The 17787-nt window shown below is 67.2% G+C and carries 17 protein-coding genes; 3 read left to right on the forward strand and 14 right to left on the reverse strand.

The genetic code is table 11. The annotated features are described in order from the left end of the window. Position 1: 1 nt before the first annotated feature. Both AC07M7_RS06820 and trpB read right to left on the reverse strand, forming a co-directional pair. Entirely contained in the window at positions 2-682 is a 681-nt protein-coding gene (locus AC07M7_RS06820) for a hypothetical protein (protein WP_478473779.1), read from the reverse strand. Further along, a complete protein-coding gene (gene trpB, locus AC07M7_RS06825) occupies positions 679-1896 on the reverse strand; it encodes a tryptophan synthase subunit beta (protein WP_495206992.1) in 1218 nt (405 codons plus the stop codon). The genes AC07M7_RS06820 and trpB overlap by 4 nt, the downstream gene beginning before the upstream one ends. A gap of 97 nt (positions 1897-1993) precedes the next feature. Between trpB and AC07M7_RS06830 the strand changes: the two genes are divergently transcribed. Beyond that, on the forward strand, positions 1994-2881 hold the full coding sequence (locus tag AC07M7_RS06830) for a LysR family transcriptional regulator (protein ID WP_253078225.1): 888 nt from the start codon (positions 1994-1996) through the stop codon (positions 2879-2881). A gap of 48 nt (positions 2882-2929) precedes the next feature. Here the strand turns inward: AC07M7_RS06830 and AC07M7_RS06835 are convergent, their stop codons facing one another. The 10 genes from AC07M7_RS06835 to prmB all read right to left on the reverse strand — a co-directional run bounded on the left by AC07M7_RS06835 (position 2930) and on the right by prmB (position 14054). Next, on the reverse strand, positions 2930-4786 hold the full coding sequence (locus AC07M7_RS06835; protein WP_495206993.1) for a C40 family peptidase: 1857 nt from the start codon (positions 4784-4786) through the stop codon (positions 2930-2932). Between the two features lie 48 nt (positions 4787-4834). Continuing rightward, positions 4835-5524, reverse strand: a complete 690-nt coding sequence (locus tag AC07M7_RS06840) for a hypothetical protein (RefSeq protein ID WP_495206994.1) — start codon at positions 5522-5524, stop codon at positions 4835-4837. Positions 5525-5832: 308 nt separating this feature from the next. Beyond that, a complete protein-coding gene (locus tag AC07M7_RS06845) occupies positions 5833-6489 on the reverse strand; it encodes a phosphoribosylanthranilate isomerase (protein ID WP_135274607.1) in 657 nt (218 codons plus the stop codon). Next, positions 6486-7256 carry a tRNA pseudouridine(38-40) synthase TruA gene (truA, locus tag AC07M7_RS06850; protein ID WP_495206995.1) on the reverse strand — a complete coding sequence of 257 codons (771 nt, stop codon included), beginning with the start codon at positions 7254-7256 and terminating at the stop codon, positions 6486-6488. Before truA ends, AC07M7_RS06845 begins: the two co-directional genes overlap by 4 nt. A 32-nt stretch (positions 7257-7288) precedes the next feature. Next, positions 7289-7651 carry a VOC family protein gene (locus AC07M7_RS06855; RefSeq protein WP_253078243.1) on the reverse strand — a complete coding sequence of 121 codons (363 nt, stop codon included), beginning with the start codon at positions 7649-7651 and terminating at the stop codon, positions 7289-7291. 26 nt (positions 7652-7677) lie between these two features. Beyond that, complete coding sequence (locus tag AC07M7_RS06860; RefSeq protein WP_495206996.1) at positions 7678-9723, reverse strand: FimV/HubP family polar landmark protein; 2046 nt, start codon at positions 9721-9723, stop codon at positions 7678-7680. A 150-nt stretch (positions 9724-9873) separates the two neighbouring features. Further along, a complete protein-coding gene (locus tag AC07M7_RS06865) occupies positions 9874-10902 on the reverse strand; it encodes an aspartate-semialdehyde dehydrogenase (protein ID WP_482997739.1) in 1029 nt (342 codons plus the stop codon). Between the two features lie 92 nt (positions 10903-10994). Then, positions 10995-12032, reverse strand: a complete 1038-nt coding sequence (locus tag AC07M7_RS06870) for a 2-hydroxyacid dehydrogenase (protein WP_136639378.1) — start codon at positions 12030-12032, stop codon at positions 10995-10997. Next, positions 12025-13128, reverse strand: a complete 1104-nt coding sequence (gene aroC, locus AC07M7_RS06875; RefSeq protein WP_136639377.1) for a chorismate synthase — start codon at positions 13126-13128, stop codon at positions 12025-12027. Before aroC ends, AC07M7_RS06870 begins: the two co-directional genes overlap by 8 nt. Beyond that, positions 13125-14054 carry a 50S ribosomal protein L3 N(5)-glutamine methyltransferase gene (prmB, locus tag AC07M7_RS06880; RefSeq protein WP_136639376.1) on the reverse strand — a complete coding sequence of 310 codons (930 nt, stop codon included), beginning with the start codon at positions 14052-14054 and terminating at the stop codon, positions 13125-13127. Before prmB ends, aroC begins: the two co-directional genes overlap by 4 nt. Positions 14055-14176: 122 nt before the next feature. On the opposite strand from prmB, the gene AC07M7_RS06885 reads away from it, so the two are divergent. After that, positions 14177-14827, forward strand: coding sequence for an SCO family protein (locus AC07M7_RS06885; RefSeq protein WP_495206997.1), 651 nt, complete (start codon positions 14177-14179; stop codon positions 14825-14827). After that, entirely contained in the window at positions 14824-15666 is an 843-nt protein-coding gene (asd, locus tag AC07M7_RS06890) for an archaetidylserine decarboxylase (protein ID WP_006381472.1), read from the forward strand. Before AC07M7_RS06885 ends, asd begins: the two co-directional genes overlap by 4 nt. Positions 15667-15758: 92 nt before the next feature. Here asd and AC07M7_RS06895 read toward each other — a convergent pair whose 3' ends face one another. Next, positions 15759-16106 carry a ribonuclease E inhibitor RraB gene (locus tag AC07M7_RS06895; protein ID WP_136639373.1) on the reverse strand — a complete coding sequence of 116 codons (348 nt, stop codon included), beginning with the start codon at positions 16104-16106 and terminating at the stop codon, positions 15759-15761. Positions 16107-16129: 23 nt separating this feature from the next. Then, positions 16130-17734: a transglycosylase SLT domain-containing protein gene (locus tag AC07M7_RS06900; RefSeq protein ID WP_495206998.1), complete on the reverse strand. Its 1605-nt coding sequence runs from the start codon at positions 17732-17734 to the stop codon at positions 16130-16132. Positions 17735-17787 lie beyond the last annotated feature (53 nt).

The following is a 17787-nucleotide window of genomic DNA, read 5'->3' on the forward strand; positions in this document are numbered from 1 at the left end:
CTCAGGCACATCCTTCAATCAGTTCAATCGCATCGCTGGTCCCCCAGTACATCTGGATGACCCTCCCTTCAAACAGTTCCACGCGGATGCCAAGGGCCGAGCCCGGGTCCTGCCAGGTCAGGTACTCGCCCTGCTCGCCATCGTAGGCATGCGGGCTGGACACAGGCGGCTTCGGAAACCGGGCAACCGCCTGGGCGCGGGTCATGCCGACGCGCAGGCCGAACGGGCCCGGCTGCTGGGTCGGCGCCCCGCTCTCCGGATCCAGGCCGAGGTCGAAACGGACCACGCGATCTTCGTCGGTCATCATCGACACGCCGGGCGGCAGCCCCTTGCCGTCGTAGTACTCGCAGCTTCCGCCGAGCGCTTCGACCGCTCCTTGTGCCGTCCACGGCCCGAATGCCTTCAGATCCGTCATGTGTTGTCCGATCAGCACCTCGCCGGCATGGTCCAGCGCCACCGAGACCACCGCCGGCGCGTCATCGCTGTTGGTCTCTTCCGTGGAGGGCGGATCGTCGATCGGCGTGCGCGCCATCGGGTCGAGGTCATCATTGGCCGCCGGTTGCTGCACCGGTTGCGTGGTGGCCTTGGCCGCCGGTGCCAGCACCGGCGGTTCCGGCGGCTGGCATGCCGCCAGGCCGAAGGCCAGCAGAAGCACGCCGCTGCTTCGCAGACGCGCGCTCACAGCACCAGGCCTTCGCGCGCGGCGATGGTGTGCACATCCTTGTCACCACGGCCGGACAGGTTGCACAGCACGATCTGATCGCGCGGACGCTCGCGTGCCAGCTTCATCGCCTGCGCCAACGCGTGGCTGGATTCCAGCGCCGGCAGGATGCCCTCGGTGTGCGCCAGCAGATGGAAGGCCTGCAGGGCCTCCTCATCGGTGATGCCCAGGTAGCGCGCGCGGCCGCTGTCGGCCAGGAACGCGTGCTCCGGGCCGACGCCCGGGTAGTCCAGGCCGGCCGACACCGAATGGGTCTCGATGATCTGGCCGTCGTCGTCGCACAGCACGTAGGTGCGGTTGCCATGAAGTACCCCGGGGCGACCGGCAGCAATCGAGGCCGCATGGCGACCGGTATGGATACCATCACCGGCCGCTTCGGCACCGACGATTTCGATCTGACGATCATTGAGGAAGGCATGGAACAGGCCGATCGCATTGCTGCCGCCGCCGACGCAGGCGGTGATCGCATCGGGCAGGCGGCCGTACTCGGCCAGCATCTGCTCGCGTGCTTCGCGGCCGACGATGGCGTTGAAATCGCGCACCATGCGCGGATAGGGATCCGGGCCGGCGACTGTACCGATGATGTAGAAGGTGTCCTGCACATTGGTCACCCAGTCGCGCATCGCTTCGTTGAGCGCATCCTTCAGGGTGGCCGAGCCGGAGGTGACCGGCACCACCGTCGCGCCCAGCAGCTTCATGCGGTAGACATTGATCTTCTGCCGCTCGATGTCGGTGGCGCCCATGTACACCACGCATTCCAGGCCCAGCCGTGCGGCGACGGTGGCACTGGCCACGCCATGCTGGCCTGCGCCGGTCTCGGCGATGATGCGCTTCTTGCCCATCCGCGCCGCCAGCAGCGCCTGGCCGATGGTGTTGTTGATCTTGTGCGCGCCGGTGTGGTTCAGGTCCTCGCGCTTGAGCAGGATCTGCGCGCCGCCGACATGGTCGCTCAGGCGCTGCGCGTGGTAGATCGGGCTCGGCCGGCCCACGTAATGGGCCAGGTCGCGGTCGTAGGCCAGCTGGAATTCCGGATCCTGGCGGGCCTGGTCATAGGCCTGGGCCAGTTCCTGCAGCGGGCCGACCAGGGTTTCGGCGACGAAGCTGCCGCCGTAGCGGCCGAAGTGGCCCTGGGCATCCGGGAAGGCGTGGTAGTCGGCAATGGGGGAGGCAGACATGGAAGCGACCGCTGGTTCGAGACAGGTGGATACTCTAGCGCACGGGTCGTGACCGGAAAATCGATATTATCTCGCGTATATCGTCAGGAAATCTCACATGAGCCGCTCCCTGCTGCCACCGCTCAATGCGCTGCGCGCCTTCGAGGCCACCGCCCGTCTGGGCGGGGTTGGCCGCGCTGCACAGGACCTGCACGTCACCCACGGTGCGGTCAGCCGGCAGCTGAAGCTGCTGGAAGACCACCTCGGCCTGGCGCTGTTCCAGCGTGCCGGCCGTGGCCTGCGCCTGACCACTGCGGGCATCCGTCTACAGGCCGCCTGCAGCGAAGCCTTCACCGGCATCGAGGACTGCGTGCGCGAGCTGGGACGACCCGCGGCCTCTCCGGTACTGGTCCTGGGTTGCAGTGGCAGCGTGCTCGCGCGCTGGATGATCCCGCGCCTGCCCGCGCTGCAGGCCGCCTTGCCCGGCGTGCGCCTGCAATGGTCGGCGCTGGACGGCAGCTTCACCGAGGCGCAGGCGGCACTGGATGCGGTGCTGCTGCTTGCACAGGGACCGTGGCCACGCGGTTGGCAGGTGCGCGAACTGGCAGCGGAACGGGTCGGAGTGGTGGTGGCCCCCTCGCATCCGGCGGCACTGCGCCTGCGCAACGTGCCGCCGTCTGCACTGCTGAAGGAGACACTGCTGCACACCAGCTCACGGCCACAGGCGTGGCCGGCGTGGGCGCAGGCGCACGGCCTGGAAACGTCCAGACTGCAGCTGGGCACTGCCTTCGAGCACCTGTACTACCTGCTTGAGGCGGCTGTGGCCGGGCTGGGCCCTGCGATCGCGCCCGAGCCGCTGGTCGCGGAGGATCTGGCGGCGGGCCGGCTGGTCGCGCCGTGGGGATTTGCCGCCACGGGTGGCTTCTGGGTATTGGCGCGGCCGGACGGCCCGGTCGATGCGCGCGTGGATGCCCTGGCCGACTGGGCAGCAGCGCAACTGCGATGAGGCGAGGCCCCGGGCGGCGTTCACCACCCGGAGCCGGCAATACATTCCTCAGCGACCGCCCATCGCGACCCGCTGCTGCTCCTCATGCACCTGCTGCTGATGCGACGGATCTGCAAGTAGCTTGGCACTGGTCTGCTCCAGCGACGGCGGCGCCTGGGCCAGGTCGACCGCGGTGCGGAAACCCGGCGTCGTGCCCATCACGAACGCCTTGCCATCCTGCACCGTGATGCTCTGCAGCTTATCGGCCGCGTCGATACCGTTCTGCTTTGCATGCAGGGTGATATTGGCCGCAGCTTCTTCGGAGAACACGCTGGGAAGCTTGCTGCGGACGGCGTTGTGCAGTCCGTGGTCCGGATGCGATGCATCGTTCAGCGACGGCCCTTTCGGCACAGCCGCTGCAGGTTCATGGCCCTGCACACGGTCCGCCGCCAGTGCGGCAGTGGTCTGGCGACCGACAATTCCATCGGCCACCAGCCCCTGATGTTTCTGGAGCGCGATCACCGCTTCGCGGGTGTGGTCACCGAAACGGCCATCCTCTGACAATCGATGGCCCTGTGCATCACGCACGCCGAGCTGGTTGAGGGTCTGCTGCAACGCCTGCACGTCGGCGCCACGCTGGCCCTGCTTCATCACCTCATTGGCCGCGGGGTGCGATGCAGCCGGCTGCACGCTGGCGGCAGGCCGGGACAGCGCAGGTTCGCCACTGCCGTGCAGCGGCGCGCGCACCTGGAATTCCGGCTTCGGTGTCAGCGCACCAACGATGCGGGTGCTACCGCCATCCCAGTACCCGCCTGGCCGGATGGTGACTTCGGCCGGCCCGGTGCTTCCCTGCGAACCGATGAACTGGATGTTTCCCTGTGCATCGTAGCCTTTGAAAATGCCGACATGCTGGCCCTGCGACGAGGAGAACATCAGGATGTCGCCCTGCTTCAGCGATCCTTTCGGCTTGCGTGCTTCCGCAGCCGAGGTCACATCGAAATGCTCGCGTGCGTAAGCCGTGGTGTTCGCACCATTGAACAGCGTCGAGGTAGTGAACCCGCCAGCATTCTCGCCACGCACGTCGTAACCCGCGTTCTTCAGGCCGCGCCATACGAATGCCGAGCAATCCACGCCGAAGCGTCCGTCACCATCGAGGTCACGCTCCAGCCGGCTGCTGTCGCGCCCGGGACGTGGATGGTCCGGGCGCCCGTATTCGTACTGGCGGCCCGAGGCCATGAAATGCTGATAGGCCTCGTTGTAGACCGCGGCACCGCCGACTGCAGCCGCGGCCTGGCCCACAGCGGGCGCCGTCGCCGAAGGCGCCTGTACCTGCGCCTGGGTCTGTGTCTGCACCGGCGCGGCCGACTGAGTGCGCGTGGGTTGCTGCAACGTGGCGACCTCACCCGGCTGCCAGCCCTCGAAACGGCGGATGCCATCTGCCAGCACCTCGCGCTCGCGCACGCTCATCTGGCCGACGGTCTTCGAGCGCAGGTCGACGCCCTGGCGATCGCCTTCGGCATAGATGGTGGCCGCCTGTTCCTTGTGGTGGGTGGTGCCGCTGTAATCCTTCGTGGAGTAGCTCGGCAGCATTTCCTCTACGGTCTTGTCGCCGAACCGACGTTCGAGCAGCTGGATCTTCGCCACCCGGCCGGCTTCATAGCTCTCGAAAACCGCGTTGCCCCACTGGTCGAGATCGACCACGCCCTTGTAGCGCCCCTGCGCCGATTCCAGTGCCTGCTCGCGGGTACGCGGATTGGTGACCGTTTTGTCCGCGCTGCCGGCGAATTCGAACTTGAGATTGCCAGGATTGTTGTTGCGCCACGAGACGCTGCCACCTGATCGTTCGACGACGCTGCCATCGTCCATTTCCAGCGTGCGCGTGGTACCTACGCTGCTGACCAGCCGGGTGATTTTTGGATCCGACATGAGCTGTTCCTTTGCCAGTGGTTGATTGGACCGCTCCCCTGACGGTGATTACATTCCGTTGGAAAACACGTCGAGCGCGTCCGCACTGACCCAACCCTGTGCGCAGTTCCCGGCGTAATGTCCCGGCGCCGCCGCATGGCAGGCCTCGCCCCCCGTGTTCGCCAGGCCAGTGTTCGGCCTGTCGCCATAGGTGTCACACAATGTGTTTCCCTTGCACTTCCCGACTGTCGCAGCGGGAACCGCAACGACGTAATAGAACAGCGGGTTCTGTCCGGCGCGCCCGATGCCCTGCACACAGACCAGCTGCCCCTTCGACAGCTTCGCGGTCACGCTGACCTTACTGCCGGTGGACGGCACCGCATTCAATGTCTCCACGCCCTTGGCGTCGGCCACGCCAGCGAAGAAACCCTGGTCGCCACAGTCCGGCGACAATTCGACATCGTAGAAATCACCGCTGTCCACATCGCCGGCCGTGCAGCCGCTGCCTGTACTCGCGTTGCTGCATTTCACACCGCTGGCCTGGATCAGCGCAGCCAGGCCGTCGGCAGCCGGTGCTGCCGCCGGAACCGTGGCAGGTGCCGTGGCAGGTGCGGCTGCCGGTGTGGCAGCAGCCGGTGCCGATGTGCCCGGGGCGGATGAGTCACCGGCCGCACACGCGCCCAGGGCAAGCAGCAGGCCGGGCACGATCGCCAGGCGAGCCAGGCGGATACGGCGGGAAGAGAGATGGGGCATATCCATTGCGTCCTCGTTCGAAAGGTAAGGCGTATCTCGAGGGTGCTGCCAGCGACACGCACGCAGCGTCGCACCCAACCGTGACAGGCTGGGCGCATTGTGTCCGATCAGATGTTTGGAGGCTGTCGACTTTTTGGCGCTGGAACCTGAATCAGCCGGAAGCGTGATGCTCGTCGCATTCAGGAGATGCCGGCCTTCAAGGCGCGGCGCGCTACAGGCCACGCTCGCAGGCTACGCACACCCGCCAAGGAGACAGACCCGGCGGAATGCACCGTCGCCGATGACATTCCGGGCGCCCCCTCAGGTGACGCGGATCACTCCAGAACGGTGCAATCGGCGCGGCGCACTTCCTCGACGAAGGTGCGCATCTTGTAGCCGTCCTTGATGCCCGGCTCCAGCTCGATGCCGCTGGAGACGTCCACGCCCCACGGCAGCGTCGCCAGCACGGCGTCGTAGACGTTTTCCGGGTTCAGGCCTCCGGCCAGCAGGAACGGACGATGCAGTCCGGTCGGGACGCGGCTCCAGTCGAACGCCACGCCGGTACCGCCACCGCCGCCCGGCGCATGGCTGTCGAACAGGAAGCCGGCCGCGCTGGGGTAGCGCAGCTGCAGGGTGCGTGCGTTGACCTCTTCACGCCCGCCCATGGCGATCGCCTTCAGGTACGGCATGTTGAAGCTGCGGCAGAAGCTCTCGTCTTCCTCACCGTGGAACTGCAGCAGGGTCGGCCGCACCGTGCGCAGCACCTCACGCACCTCTTCCTTGCTGTTGTTGCGGAACAGCGCCACCACGTCGACCATCGGTGCGATCGCCTGGCGCATCGCGCGCGCTTCGGCCGGAGCGACCCGGCGACTGCTCTCGCGGGCAAAGATGAAACCCACTGCGTCCACGCCCAGCTCACCGGCCAGGCGGACGTCGCCGGCACGGGTCATGCCACAGAACTTGATGCGCGTACGGTAGTAGGAACGGCTCATAGCGTGACCTCGGCGGGCAGATGCCAGTTGTCGGGGTACAGGGGCCCAAGGAACACCAGGCCCTGCGGCGGTGCGGTGGGACCGGCTACGGTGCGATCACGCCCGGCCAGCAGTTCAGCGATCCATTCCACCGGTTTTTCGCCGCTGCCCACCAGGATCAACGAACCGACGATATTGCGGACCATGTGATGAAGGAATGCATTGCCCTGTACTGAGACTTCGATCACCTCGCCGTGGCGGCTGACCTGCAGCGACTGCAGCTCACGCCGCGCGTGCAGCGCCTGGCACTGGACCGAGCGGAATGCATTGAAGTCGTTCTCGCCGAGCAGGGCCTGTCCGGCGGTGTGCATGAGCGTCTCGTCCAGCGCACGCCGCTCCCAGCTCAGGGTCTGCCGCTCGAGCGCCGGCCGCACTTCGCGGTTGAGCAGTCGGTAGCGGTAGCGGCGCGCGCGCGCCGAGAACCGGGCATGGAAATCGTCGGTGACCGGAACACACCAGCGCACTGCGATCGAACGCGGCAGACGGGTAGTGGTGCCCAGCATCCAGGCGCGCGGATCGCGCACCACGTCGGTATCGAAATGCACGACCTGGCATTGGCCGTGCACACCGGCATCGGTACGACCGGCACAGACCACCTGCAGCGGCGTGTCCGCCACCGAGGACAAGGCCTGTTCAAGGCTGGCCTGCACGCTGGGACCACCTTCGCCCAGGTTCTGCCAGCCCCTGAAATCGCTGCCGTCATACTCGACGCCAAGCGCGTAACGCATGTGCTACCTCGAAGTTGCGGAGGGGGTGACGCTCAGGCCGGGTCGCGTTCGGACCAGACCGCCAGTTCATTGCCACCGGGCTCGACGAACTGGAAGCGGCTGCCGCCGGGGAAAGAGAACACCGGGCGCACGATCACGCCGCCGGCATCACGCACGGCCGCTTCGACCGGCGCCAACTGATCGGCATACAGCACCAGCAGCGGTGCGCCACCTTCCGTGGCCCGCTGTGGCTGGCCGCGGAAGAAACCGCCCTGCAGGCGGCCGTCGTCGAAGGCGGTGTAATCGCTGCCGTAGTCGACGAATGACCAACCAAACACTTTCTCGAAGAATGCACGGCTGGCGGCCGGATCGCTGGAAGCGAATTCAACGTAATCGATGCGGCGCTCGCGGCTCATGGCACGGTCCTTGTCGGCAGGTTCGGTCACGGCAGGCGGGCCAGCAGTTCCCGGGCCTGTGCCTGGCTGTGCAGGTCGCCGCCTTCGGCGACTTCCAGCAGCAGGGTACGCGCAGTCTGTGCGTCACCCAGGTCGAGATAGGCGATGGCCAGTTCCAGGCGCTCCTGGCCAGCACGCGGTGACCAGCCAGCATCGTTGGTGGGTGCGGCATCCGTCGTAGCGACGTCATCAGTGTGCGCGTTGTCGATGCGGTCATGGTGGACGCGGTCGACCACTGCCTCGACCTCATGCGACTCCGCCGGCAGGTCAAATACGCCACGGAACTGCGGCTGTTGTTCGGCGTGCAGCGCATAGTCCGGCACACCGACGTCGGCAGCGGCTTCCTGCACCGCCGGTTCGTCAGGGTGCTGTTCGACGACAAGCCCGTCGTCATGTCCGGACGCTGGCTCGTCCCAGCGCGGCTGTTCGGTCACTGCCGCAGGCAGCTCCACCACATCCGCTGCGCGCAGCGTCTCGACCTGCCAGTCGGCCTGCACTGCTTGATGGGCCGTCGGCTCGGCATGCGACGGGTCATGCGTTTCGAGCTCGGTTTCGGTGGCCCACGCTGGCATCGCCGGCTCCTGGCGGCCCCCTTCGGCAACCACCGACGACCATGAAGACTGCTCGGCCAGGGTATCCAGCGCGGCTCCAGCCGGAACCGCCGCAGCAAGCCCGGTGGCATCGTCTTCTTCACGCAACGGCGGCAATGGCGACGGCTTGCGACGGCGCAGCAGCCACGCCGCAGCGGCCGCCAGCAGCAGCACCGGCAGGCCCAGCCAGTACCATGGCGTTGCTGCGTCGCGGGCACCGGGGGCCTGCGCGAGGCGTTGCTGCGCGGCGGCCAGATCGTTGTCCTTCATGGCAATCAGCGACTGCTGCTGCTGCTTCAGCGCTTCCAGGTCGGCCACGCGCTGCTTCAACTCGCCGATCTCGGCATCGCGGGTGGCGATGTCCTCACGCGCCTGGCGCAGTTGTTCGTTGCCCAGCATGTCACCCTCGCTGCCGGCAGCGGTGCCGGTGGTTGTGCCCGCACGCGCGGCGTCGGACGCCAGCGCCGGAGCGATCTCAAGTCGTGCCCCGTTGGCCGCAGCCGGGGAGGAATCGGTGGCCGCGACCGCCTTGGCGACCGGGGCGACCGTGCCCGCCGGTTGCGGCACGGTACGCGCCTGCCGCCATTGCGCGGCGTGCTCGCGCACCAGCGCAGCGGCGTCGGCGGCATCGACAGCTGCCAGCGCATCACTGCCCGGCATGCGCAGCACCGCGCCCTGCTTGAGCAGGTTCACGTTGCCCCGGATGAAGGCTTCGGGATTGGCGCGCAGCAGGGCGATCATCGCGCGGTCGCGGCTGATCTGGTTGCCACGTGCCACCGCGCCGGCGATCTGCGACAGGGTCTGCCCGCGCTGCACGGTGACACTGCCATCGGCTGACGGCGCGGCAACCGGTGTAGCTGCTGTACGCGGGCGAGCCGGCACCGGCGCAGCGGTGGATGCACGCACGGGCGCTGGCACGCTTGCCGTTTCGGCTGCTGCAGGCTCAGGCGCCGCGTCCCGCGTGATGGTGTTGGACAGGGTGCCTGCAGGAGCAACGATCTCCGGTTCGGCCACGGCCAGCGCACTGGACGGTGCATCGACCAGCGCCGAGTACTCGCGCACCAGCCGGCCCTGGCCCCAGTCGGCCTCGATCAGGAAGCTCAGCGACGGGGTCTCGACCGGTGCCTGCGAGGTCACCCGCACCACTGCCCTGCCCTGTGCATTGCGGGTCAGTTCGAACTGCAGCTCGCTGACCAGCCCGGTCGGCCGTTGCAGGCCCACGCGTTCGAAGGTGACTGGTGACGCCAGCGCCACGCGCAGGTTTTCCAGCTCGGACGGGTCGGCCGAGATCACCGGGATTTCTGCCAGCAGGGGCTGGCCCGGCTTGGACAGGACACGGATGTCACCCAAGCCCAAGGCAAGCGCCGAACTGCTGGCCAGGGCCAGCAGCGCGGCGGAAAGATAGCTGAGCGGGCGCTTTGCGCCCTTGGCCCGTTTATTCATGGGCGACACTATAAAGCGTGCGGACCGGAGTCCGCACCCACCGGAAAGACCCTTGAGGTAGTGCCGGCCACTGGCCGGCAATCCCTTCAGCTGGTGGATCAGGGCAATGCCGGCCAGCGGCCGGCACTACCGGTGAGGCAACCGATGTGATCAGCGCTGTTCGGCGGCGACCAGCTCGGCCAGCTGCACGGCGTTCAGTGCCGCGCCCTTGCGCACGTTGTCCGACACGATCCACAGGTTCAGGCCGCGCGGATGCGACAGGTCCTCACGGATGCGACCGACGTACACTGCGTCGGTGCCCGACGCATGCGTGACCGGGGTCGGGTAGCCGCCAGCCTCGTGGCGATCGACCACTTCGATACCCGGCGACTGCTCCAGCAGCGCGCGTGCTTCGGCGACGGTCACCTTGTCACGGGTTTCGATCGCTACCGACTCGGAGTGACCATAGAACACCGGCACGCGCACTGCAGTCGGGTTCACCAGGATGCTGTCGTCGCCGAGGATCTTGCGGGTTTCCCAGACCAGCTTCATTTCTTCCTTGGTGAAGCCGTTGTCCTGGAAGTCGTCGATGTGCGGGATCAGGTTGAAGGCGATCTGCACCGGGAAGCGCTGCGGATCGATCTCCTGGAAGCTCAGCAGCTGGCCGGTCTGCTTGCCCAGCTCTTCCGTCGCCGAACGGCCGCCACCGGACACCGACTGGTAGGTCGAGACGTTGATGCGCTCGATGCCGTACTTGCGGTGCAGCGGCGCCAACGCCACCAGCATCTGCATGGTCGAGCAGTTCGGGTTGGCGATGATGCCGCGCGGACGGTTGGCGACCTGCTCTGGATTGACCTCGGACACCACCAGCGGCACGTCATCGTCGTAACGGAAGGCCGAGGAATTGTCGATCACCACCGCACCGGCGGCGGCGAACTTCGGTGCGTATTCCTTGGACACGCTGCCACCGGCCGAGAACAGGGCGATCTCGACGCCGCTCGGGTCGAAGGTTGCCAGGTCCTGGACCTTGACCTTCTGGCCGTTGAACTCGATCTCGCCGCCGGCCGAACGCTCGGAGGCCAGGACGCTCAGGGTTCCGACCGGGAAATCTCGCTCGGCCAGGATCGACAACATGGTCTCGCCGACGGCACCGGTGGCACCGACGACGGCGACGTGAAAACTGCGCTGTGCATTGCTCATGGGGGGAAACTCTCACGAAAACAGGGATGGGGAAAATCACGCACGACAGCTGGGTTCGGGGAACCTCCTCAAGCGGCACGCACGGAGGCTCCCTATCGTTTCCCGGTTTTTTTGCCCAGCGTCACGCGCGCGGCTATTGCCGCGTCAGCGTTGATCGCGCTTGGCATGCGCGATGGGGCGCCGTCCAGGCCAAGCCCGGCGAGCAGATTATCCACCGCCAGCTGTACCATCGCCGTGCGCGTGGCCAGCGAGGCACTGCCGATATGCGGGGTCAGCACCACGTTGCGCAGCGCCAGCAGTTCCGGACGCACCGTCGGCTCGCCTTCGTACACATCCAGCCCGGCAGCGGCGAGGCGGCCATTGGCCAGTGCGTCGGCCAGTGCCAGTTCGTCGACGATGCCGCCGCGGGCGATGTTCACCAGCGTGGCCGTCGACTTCATCTTCGCCAGTGCAGCTGCATCGATGATGTGATGCGAGGACGGCGAATAAGGCAGCACCGTGATCAGGTGATCGGCCTGCGCCAGCAGCGTATCCAGATCCACATACGAAGCGCCGACAGCGGCCTCGGTGTCGGCCGGCAGGCGCGAACGGTTGTGGTAAAGCACCTTCATGCCAAAACCGTGCGCACCGCGGCGGGCGATGCCCTGGCCGATGCGGCCCATGCCAAGGATGCCCAGCGTGCTGCCATGGATGTCGGCGCCAAGCATGGTCTGGAACGACCACTGGCCCCACTGCCCCTCGCGCAACCAACGTTCGGATTCGGTGATCCGGCGCGCGGTGGCCATCAGCAGCGCAAAGCCGAGATCGGCGGTGGTTTCGGTGAGGACGTCGGGGGTGTTGCTGGCGAGGATGCCGGCCGCGCTGAGCGCGTCGACGTCCAGGTTGTTGTAGCCGACACCGACATTGGCGATCACCTGCAGCTGCGCGGCATCGGCCAGCTGGGCCGCGCCGATGCGCTCGTTGAGGGTGATGATCGCGCCGTCGGCGCTGGCCAGTTGTTCGGCGATCTGCTCAGGCGACCACGCGGTGACGGTGTCGGTGCTGCGCAGCTGCACGCGATCGCGCAGCGGCGCGATGGCCGCGTCGATCAGCGGCTGGCTCACCCATACCGTCGGCCGCGTGTCAGCCATCGAGCTGACCAGGAATACGCGGGGTGACGGTGCCGACGTCGCCGCACTGCGCACGGTGGCGCAGCGCCTGGTCCATCAGCACCATCGCCACCATCGCCTCGGCGATCGGCGTGGCGCGGATGCCAACACAGGGATCATGGCGACCGGTGGTGACCACCTCGACCACGTTGCCGGATGTATCCAGCGACGGGCCGGGCAGGCGCAGGCTGGAGGTCGGCTTGAGCACGATCGAGGCGACCACCGGCTGGCCGGTGGAAATGCCGCCGAGAATGCCGCCAGCGTGGTTGCTGGCAAACCCCTGGGGGGTCAGCAGGTCACGGTGTTCGGTGCCTTTCTGCACGGCGCTGGCGAAACCGTCGCCGATCTCCACGCCCTTGACCGCATTGATGCTCATCAACGCGGCGGCCAGGTCACCGTCGAGCTTGCCGTAGATCGGCTCGCCCCAGCCGGGCGGCACGTTGTCGGCGACCACGTCCACGCAGGCGCCGACCGAATCACCGGACTTGCGCAGCGCATCCATGTACGCCTCCAGCTCCGGCACCTGTGCGGCATGCGGCCAGAAGAACGGGTTGTCTTCCACCGCCGACCAGTCGAAACCGGCCGGGGTGATCTCGCCCAGCTGCGACAGGTAGCCGCGCACGGTGACGCCGAAGCGCTCGGCCAGCCACTTCTTGGCGACCACGCCGGCGGCCACGCGCATGGTGGTCTCGCGCGCCGAGGAACGGCCGCCGCCACGCGGGTCACGGATGCCGTACTTGTGCCAGTAGCTGTAATCGGCATGGCCCGGGCGGAACTGCTGGCCGATGTTGGCGTAATCCTTGCTGCGCTGGTCGGTGTTGCGGATCAGCAGTGCGATCGGGGTGCCGGTGGTCAGCCCTTCGTACACGCCGGACAGGATCTCGACCTCATCGGCCTCGCGGCGCGCCGATGTGTGCCGGCTCTTGCCGGTGGCGCGGCGCTGCAGGTCGTGGGCGAATTCGGCCGCGTCCAGCGCCAGCCCCGGCGGGCAGCCATCGATCACGCAGCCGATGGCCGGCCCGTGCGATTCGCCGAACGTGGTGACGGTGAACAGCTTGCCGAACGAATTGGAGCTCACGGGCGCTGCGCCGCCAGTTCGGTGATGCGCGCGCTGTGGGCGATCAGCTCGCGGCATTCGACCGCGAAGATGCCCATCTGGCCGACCTTGAACTCGATCCAGGCGAAGTCGACTTCCGGTAGCAGCTTGATCAGGTGCTGCTCGGACTCGCCCACTTCACAGATCAGCAGGCCGTCTTCGCTCAGGTGCAGCGGCGCGTCGCGCAGGATCTTCAGCACCAGGTCCAGGCCGTCGTCACCGGCACGCAGGCCCATGTCCGGCTCGTAGGAGTACTCCTGCGGCAGGGCATCGGTCTCGTCGTTGGTGACGTACGGCGGGTTGGTGACGATAAGGTCGTAGTGGCGGCCGGTCAGGCCGTTGAACAGGTCCGACTTGAGCAGGGTCACGTTGTGCGCCTGCAGGCGTTCCTTGTTCTCGGTGGCCAGCGAAAGTGCGTCGTCGCTGAGGTCCACGCCGTCCACTTCCCAGTTCGGGTAGTAGTGCCCCATGGCGATGGCGATGCAGCCCGAACCGGTGCACAGGTCCAGCGCGCGGCTGACATCGCGGCCAGCCAACCACGGCTCGAAGCCGCATTCGATCAGTTCGGCGATCGGCGAGCGCGGCACCAGGGCGCGCGTATCGCTCTTGAAGCTCAAGCCAGCGAACCAGGCTTCACCGGTCAGGTAGGCGGCCGGGATGCGCTCGTCGATACGGCGCTGGAACAGTTCCAGCACGCGCACCTTCTCTTCCTGCAGCAGACGCGCCTGGCCGTAGGCCGGGCCCAGATCGTGCGGCAGGTGCAGGCTGTGCAGCACCAGCTGGGTCGCTTCATCCAGCGCGTTGTCGTAGCTGTGGCCGAAGGTCAGCCCGGCAGCGTTGAAACGGCTGGTGCCGTAGCGGATCAGATCGATGATCGTGTGGAGTTCGGCGGCCGTTTCAGCGGTCATGGCGGTACTGCGGGCAAAGTGGCCCCCGATTATAGGGGCTGGCGCCCGTGGCGGCATCCGTTGCGGCGGAAACGATCGGGCCACAGCCGGTATGATGGAGCCCACTTCGCGCGGGGGCTCCCATGTTCAATCGCAACGCCGGCATCATCCTGCTGGTCGCCCTGGCGACGGGCCTTGGCCTGCTGGCCGCGCAGCAGGTGTTCGCGCCGAAGCCTCCGGCCAATGCAGCGGCCACCGAAGCGATCACCCTGTACCCGCAGGCCCGTGAACTGCCCGACTTCAACCTGGCCCAGTCCGACGGCACCCGCCTGATTCCGGGCGAGCTGAAGGGCCACTGGACCCTGGTGTTCCTGGGCTTCACCTTCTGCCCGGACGTCTGCCCGACCACCCTGGCCGAGCTGGCCGGCGCCCAGAACCAGTGGGAGGCCCTGCCCGACAGCCTGCGCCCGCGCGTGCTGTTCGTCTCGGTCGACCCCGACCGCGACAGCGCCACCCGCCTCGGCGAATACGTGCACGGCTTCCACAAGGACACCCTGGCCGCGACTGCCGATGTGCCCTCGCTGGAACGCTTTGCCACCTCGTTGGGCTTCGTGTTCCAGAAGGTGCCGGGCAAGCACTTCGACGAAAATCCCGAGGACTACACCGTCGAGCACTCGGCCAGCCTGGCCGTGCTCGACCCGCAGGGCCGCCTCGCCGGCCTGGTGCGGCCCCCGTTCAACGCGCCGGCGATTGCCCGCGACCTGCAGAAGCTGACCGAGAAAACCGCCCCATGAGTCTCACCACCGCCCTGACGTACGCCCTGCCCCACCGCCTGCTGTCCTCGATGGCGCGTTCGCTGGCGTACTCGGACGATCCGCGCGTGTCGCGCTGGCTGATCGACACGGTCACCCGCAAGTTCAACGTCAATCTGGACGAAGCGGCCAACCCGGACCCGCGCAGCTATGCCACCTTCAACCAGTTCTTCACCCGTGCGCTGAAGCCGGGCGCGCGCGTGGCCGACGCCGATCCGCGCAGCCTGGTGATGCCGGCCGACGGCCGCATCAGCCAGCTTGGCAGGATCGAGGCCGGCCGCATCTTCCAGGCCAAGGGCCAGTCGTTCACCGCCGCCGAACTGCTGGGCAGTGACGAGGATGCCAAGCCGTACAACGACGGCCTGTACGCCACCGTGTACCTGTCGCCGCGCGATTACCATCGCGTGCACATGCCGTGGACCGGCACCCTGCGCGAAACCGTGCACGTGCCTGGCCGCCTGTTCAGCGTCGGCCCGGCCGCCGTCAACGGCGTGCCGCGCCTGTTCGCGCGCAACGAGCGCCTGGTCTGCCACTTCGACACCAGCTTCGGCCCGATGGTCAGCGTGATGGTCGGTGCGCTGCTGGTGTCCGGCGTGGAAACCGTATGGAGCGGCGAAGAAATTCCGGCCTACGGTGATCGGATCACCCGCAAGGACTACCGCGGCCAGGGCATCCAGCTGGAGCGCTTCGCCGAGATGGCGCGCTTCAACTACGGCTCGACCGTGATCGTGCTGCTGCCGCCGGGCGTGGCCGAGTTCGCCCCGCAGCTGGGTGCCGAAAGCCCGGTGCAGCTGGGCCAAGCGCTGGCGAAGCTGCGCTGAGGCTTCCGTTAGTGCCGGCCGCTGGCCGGCATCTCCGTTGATCCAACGCGTCGAGCATTGCCGGCCAGCGGCCGGCACTACTGGTACGCGCGTTACTGCAGGGCCGGTGCAGGGCCGACGTCCATGCCGTCGTAGTCTTCCACACCCTTTTCCGCAGCCAACGCCGCGAACTCCTGGTTGCGGCGGTCCAGCGACGCTTCGTCGTGGATCTCCACGCGCTCCACATGCAGCACATGGAACGGTGCACCGCCCTCTTCCGGCTCCTGTTCGAACAGTTCGACGAAGCTGTAGCCCTGCGCCTGCAGATGATCCGCCAGTGCCTGCAGCGGCTCGGCGCTGGAATGGACGAAGAAGTACCCCCACAGCAACGGGCCGTTGATGTCCCAGTCGGTGTTTTCGCGGAGGTTGGCGAACAGGTTACGGGTGTCTTCGAGGTCCATGCGGGTTCCAGGGTCGTAGGGGGTTACTTGTCGCAGCCCTGCAGCTTCAGCGTCTGGCCGTGGCGCAGGCTGTAGGCCGGGGCTTTCAGGCCGTTGGCGCGGGCCAGGGTCGGCACATCGCACTGGAACTTCGCGGCGATGGCGCCGAGGGTTTCGCCCTTGCCCACCTTGTGGCTGCGCACCGGCTTCGGCCGCGCAGCCGGACGTGGCGTGGCCACCGGCGCTACGGGCGTGGTCGGCACGCTGGTGGATGCGGCCACATCGGCCACCGGCACCACCCCACCCACGGCCACGCTGCCGGTGTAGCTGGCGGCGGTCGGGCGCACGATCGCTGCATTCAGATCGGCGGTGATCAGGGTGCGGGCGAGGTCGGCACGCGGACCGCTGACGCAGTTGCGCTGGTACAGGCCGGCAATGCGGGTAGTGGCGTTGATCAGCGTGCCGGCCGGAATCCAGCCATCAGCCTCATAGCGCGGGTTGAGATTGCGCAGCGCGCGCATGTAACCATCGCGGGTGCCATGGCTGCCCAGGCAGATGGTCAGTTCATAGATCGTGGTGGATCGCGCCAGGCGGATGGTGGCCGGCTGCGCGCTGATCTTCGGGAACTCCACGCCGTACTGCTGCGGGTGCAGGAAGATCCACGCCGCGGCGATCACCATCGGCACGTAGTCCTTGGTTTCGCCCGGGAACTGGTTGTAGACGCTGTCCACCCAGAAGCTCTGCCCCGGGTACTGCTTGTAGACGCGCGCTGCGCGGCCTTCGCCGCCGTTGTAGCCGGCCAGCGACAGTTCAACGTTGTTATTGAGCTCGCGCATGCGCTCGTTGAGGTAGGTGGCACTGGCTTCTGCAGCACTGCGTGCATCGAAGCGGGTGTCGAAACCGGTGCCATCCGGGCCCAGGCCGAAGCGGCGGCCAGTGGCCGGCATGAACTGCATCAGGCCGGCGGCACCGGCACGCGAAGAGGCATGTACGCGGCCATTGGATTCCTTGGCCATGATGCCGAACAGCAATGCCTCAGGCAGACCGCGCTTTTCCCACTCCGGCCACATCACCGCGCGCAGGTTCTGGTAGTTCTCGTAGGTGGTCATCAGCGCCGGGCGCATGTCGGTCAGCCAGCGGCGGATACCGGCCTGTACCGCCGGGTTGTACTCCACCATGCTGTCGAAGGCGTGCCGCTTGTCGTTCAGCAGCGCAGCGGCGCGGGCCGCCTCGGGCACGTCGGCGGTGAGCGGGCCGATATGGTCGGGGTCGGCTTCCAGGCGGTCGCCACCTTCATCGGCCACGTCATCGCTGGCAGCTGCATCGGCATCGTGCTTGAGCAGGCGCTTGTAGCTGGCCAGCAGGGTGCCCATCTGGCAGCCCTTCTGCTTCACGCAGTCGTTGAGGACATCTTCCATGTCCTCCAGCGCGGCATCGGCCTCGTTGCTGCCCTTGGGGTCGGCATTGGCGACCAGCAGCAGGGCATCGCTGTAGCGCTTCTCGGCGGCGGTCATGCGCTGCTGCAGCGCATCCACCTTCACCTTGTCCCGGGCCGAGACCCGCTGTGCATGGGCATCGGGTGCCAGGGAAACCAGGCCGGCAAGGGCCAGCAGCGGCCAACCGCGGGAAATCAGGACAGGAACGGGCATTGATGGCACTGTGTGCGAAACAGGCAGGCAGAGTAGCGGCGCCGCCAAGGTCC

Source organism: Stenotrophomonas sp. GW821-FHT09E08, from assembly GCF_059416125.1.

What these genes read in the sequence shown, in the direction of transcription:
- AC07M7_RS06855 (WP_253078243.1), bottom strand. Translation starts at nt 7,651, where the DNA reads ATGAGCCGCGAGCGCCGCATCGATTACGTTGAATTCGCTTCCAGCGAT.
- AC07M7_RS06870 (WP_136639378.1), bottom strand. Translation starts at nt 12,032, where the DNA reads ATGGCTGACACGCGGCCGACGGTATGGGTGAGCCAGCCGCTGATCGAC.
- AC07M7_RS06840 (WP_495206994.1), bottom strand. Translation starts at nt 5,524, where the DNA reads ATGGATATGCCCCATCTCTCTTCCCGCCGTATCCGCCTGGCTCGCCTG.
- prmB (WP_136639376.1), bottom strand. Translation starts at nt 14,054, where the DNA reads ATGACCGCTGAAACGGCCGCCGAACTCCACACGATCATCGATCTGATC.
- AC07M7_RS06860 (WP_495206996.1), bottom strand. Translation starts at nt 9,723, where the DNA reads ATGAATAAACGGGCCAAGGGCGCAAAGCGCCCGCTCAGCTATCTTTCC.
- AC07M7_RS06885 (WP_495206997.1), top strand. Translation starts at nt 14,177, where the DNA reads ATGTTCAATCGCAACGCCGGCATCATCCTGCTGGTCGCCCTGGCGACG.
- AC07M7_RS06865 (WP_482997739.1), bottom strand. Translation starts at nt 10,902, where the DNA reads ATGAGCAATGCACAGCGCAGTTTTCACGTCGCCGTCGTCGGTGCCACC.
- truA (WP_495206995.1), bottom strand. Translation starts at nt 7,256, where the DNA reads ATGCGTTACGCGCTTGGCGTCGAGTATGACGGCAGCGATTTCAGGGGC.
- asd (WP_006381472.1), top strand. Translation starts at nt 14,824, where the DNA reads ATGAGTCTCACCACCGCCCTGACGTACGCCCTGCCCCACCGCCTGCTG.
- AC07M7_RS06895 (WP_136639373.1), bottom strand. Translation starts at nt 16,106, where the DNA reads ATGGACCTCGAAGACACCCGTAACCTGTTCGCCAACCTCCGCGAAAAC.
- AC07M7_RS06830 (WP_253078225.1), top strand. Translation starts at nt 1,994, where the DNA reads ATGAGCCGCTCCCTGCTGCCACCGCTCAATGCGCTGCGCGCCTTCGAG.
- trpB (WP_495206992.1), bottom strand. Translation starts at nt 1,896, where the DNA reads ATGTCTGCCTCCCCCATTGCCGACTACCACGCCTTCCCGGATGCCCAG.
- AC07M7_RS06835 (WP_495206993.1), bottom strand. Translation starts at nt 4,786, where the DNA reads ATGTCGGATCCAAAAATCACCCGGCTGGTCAGCAGCGTAGGTACCACG.
- AC07M7_RS06845 (WP_135274607.1), bottom strand. Translation starts at nt 6,489, where the DNA reads ATGAGCCGTTCCTACTACCGTACGCGCATCAAGTTCTGTGGCATGACC.
- AC07M7_RS06900 (WP_495206998.1), bottom strand. Translation starts at nt 17,734, where the DNA reads ATGCCCGTTCCTGTCCTGATTTCCCGCGGTTGGCCGCTGCTGGCCCTT.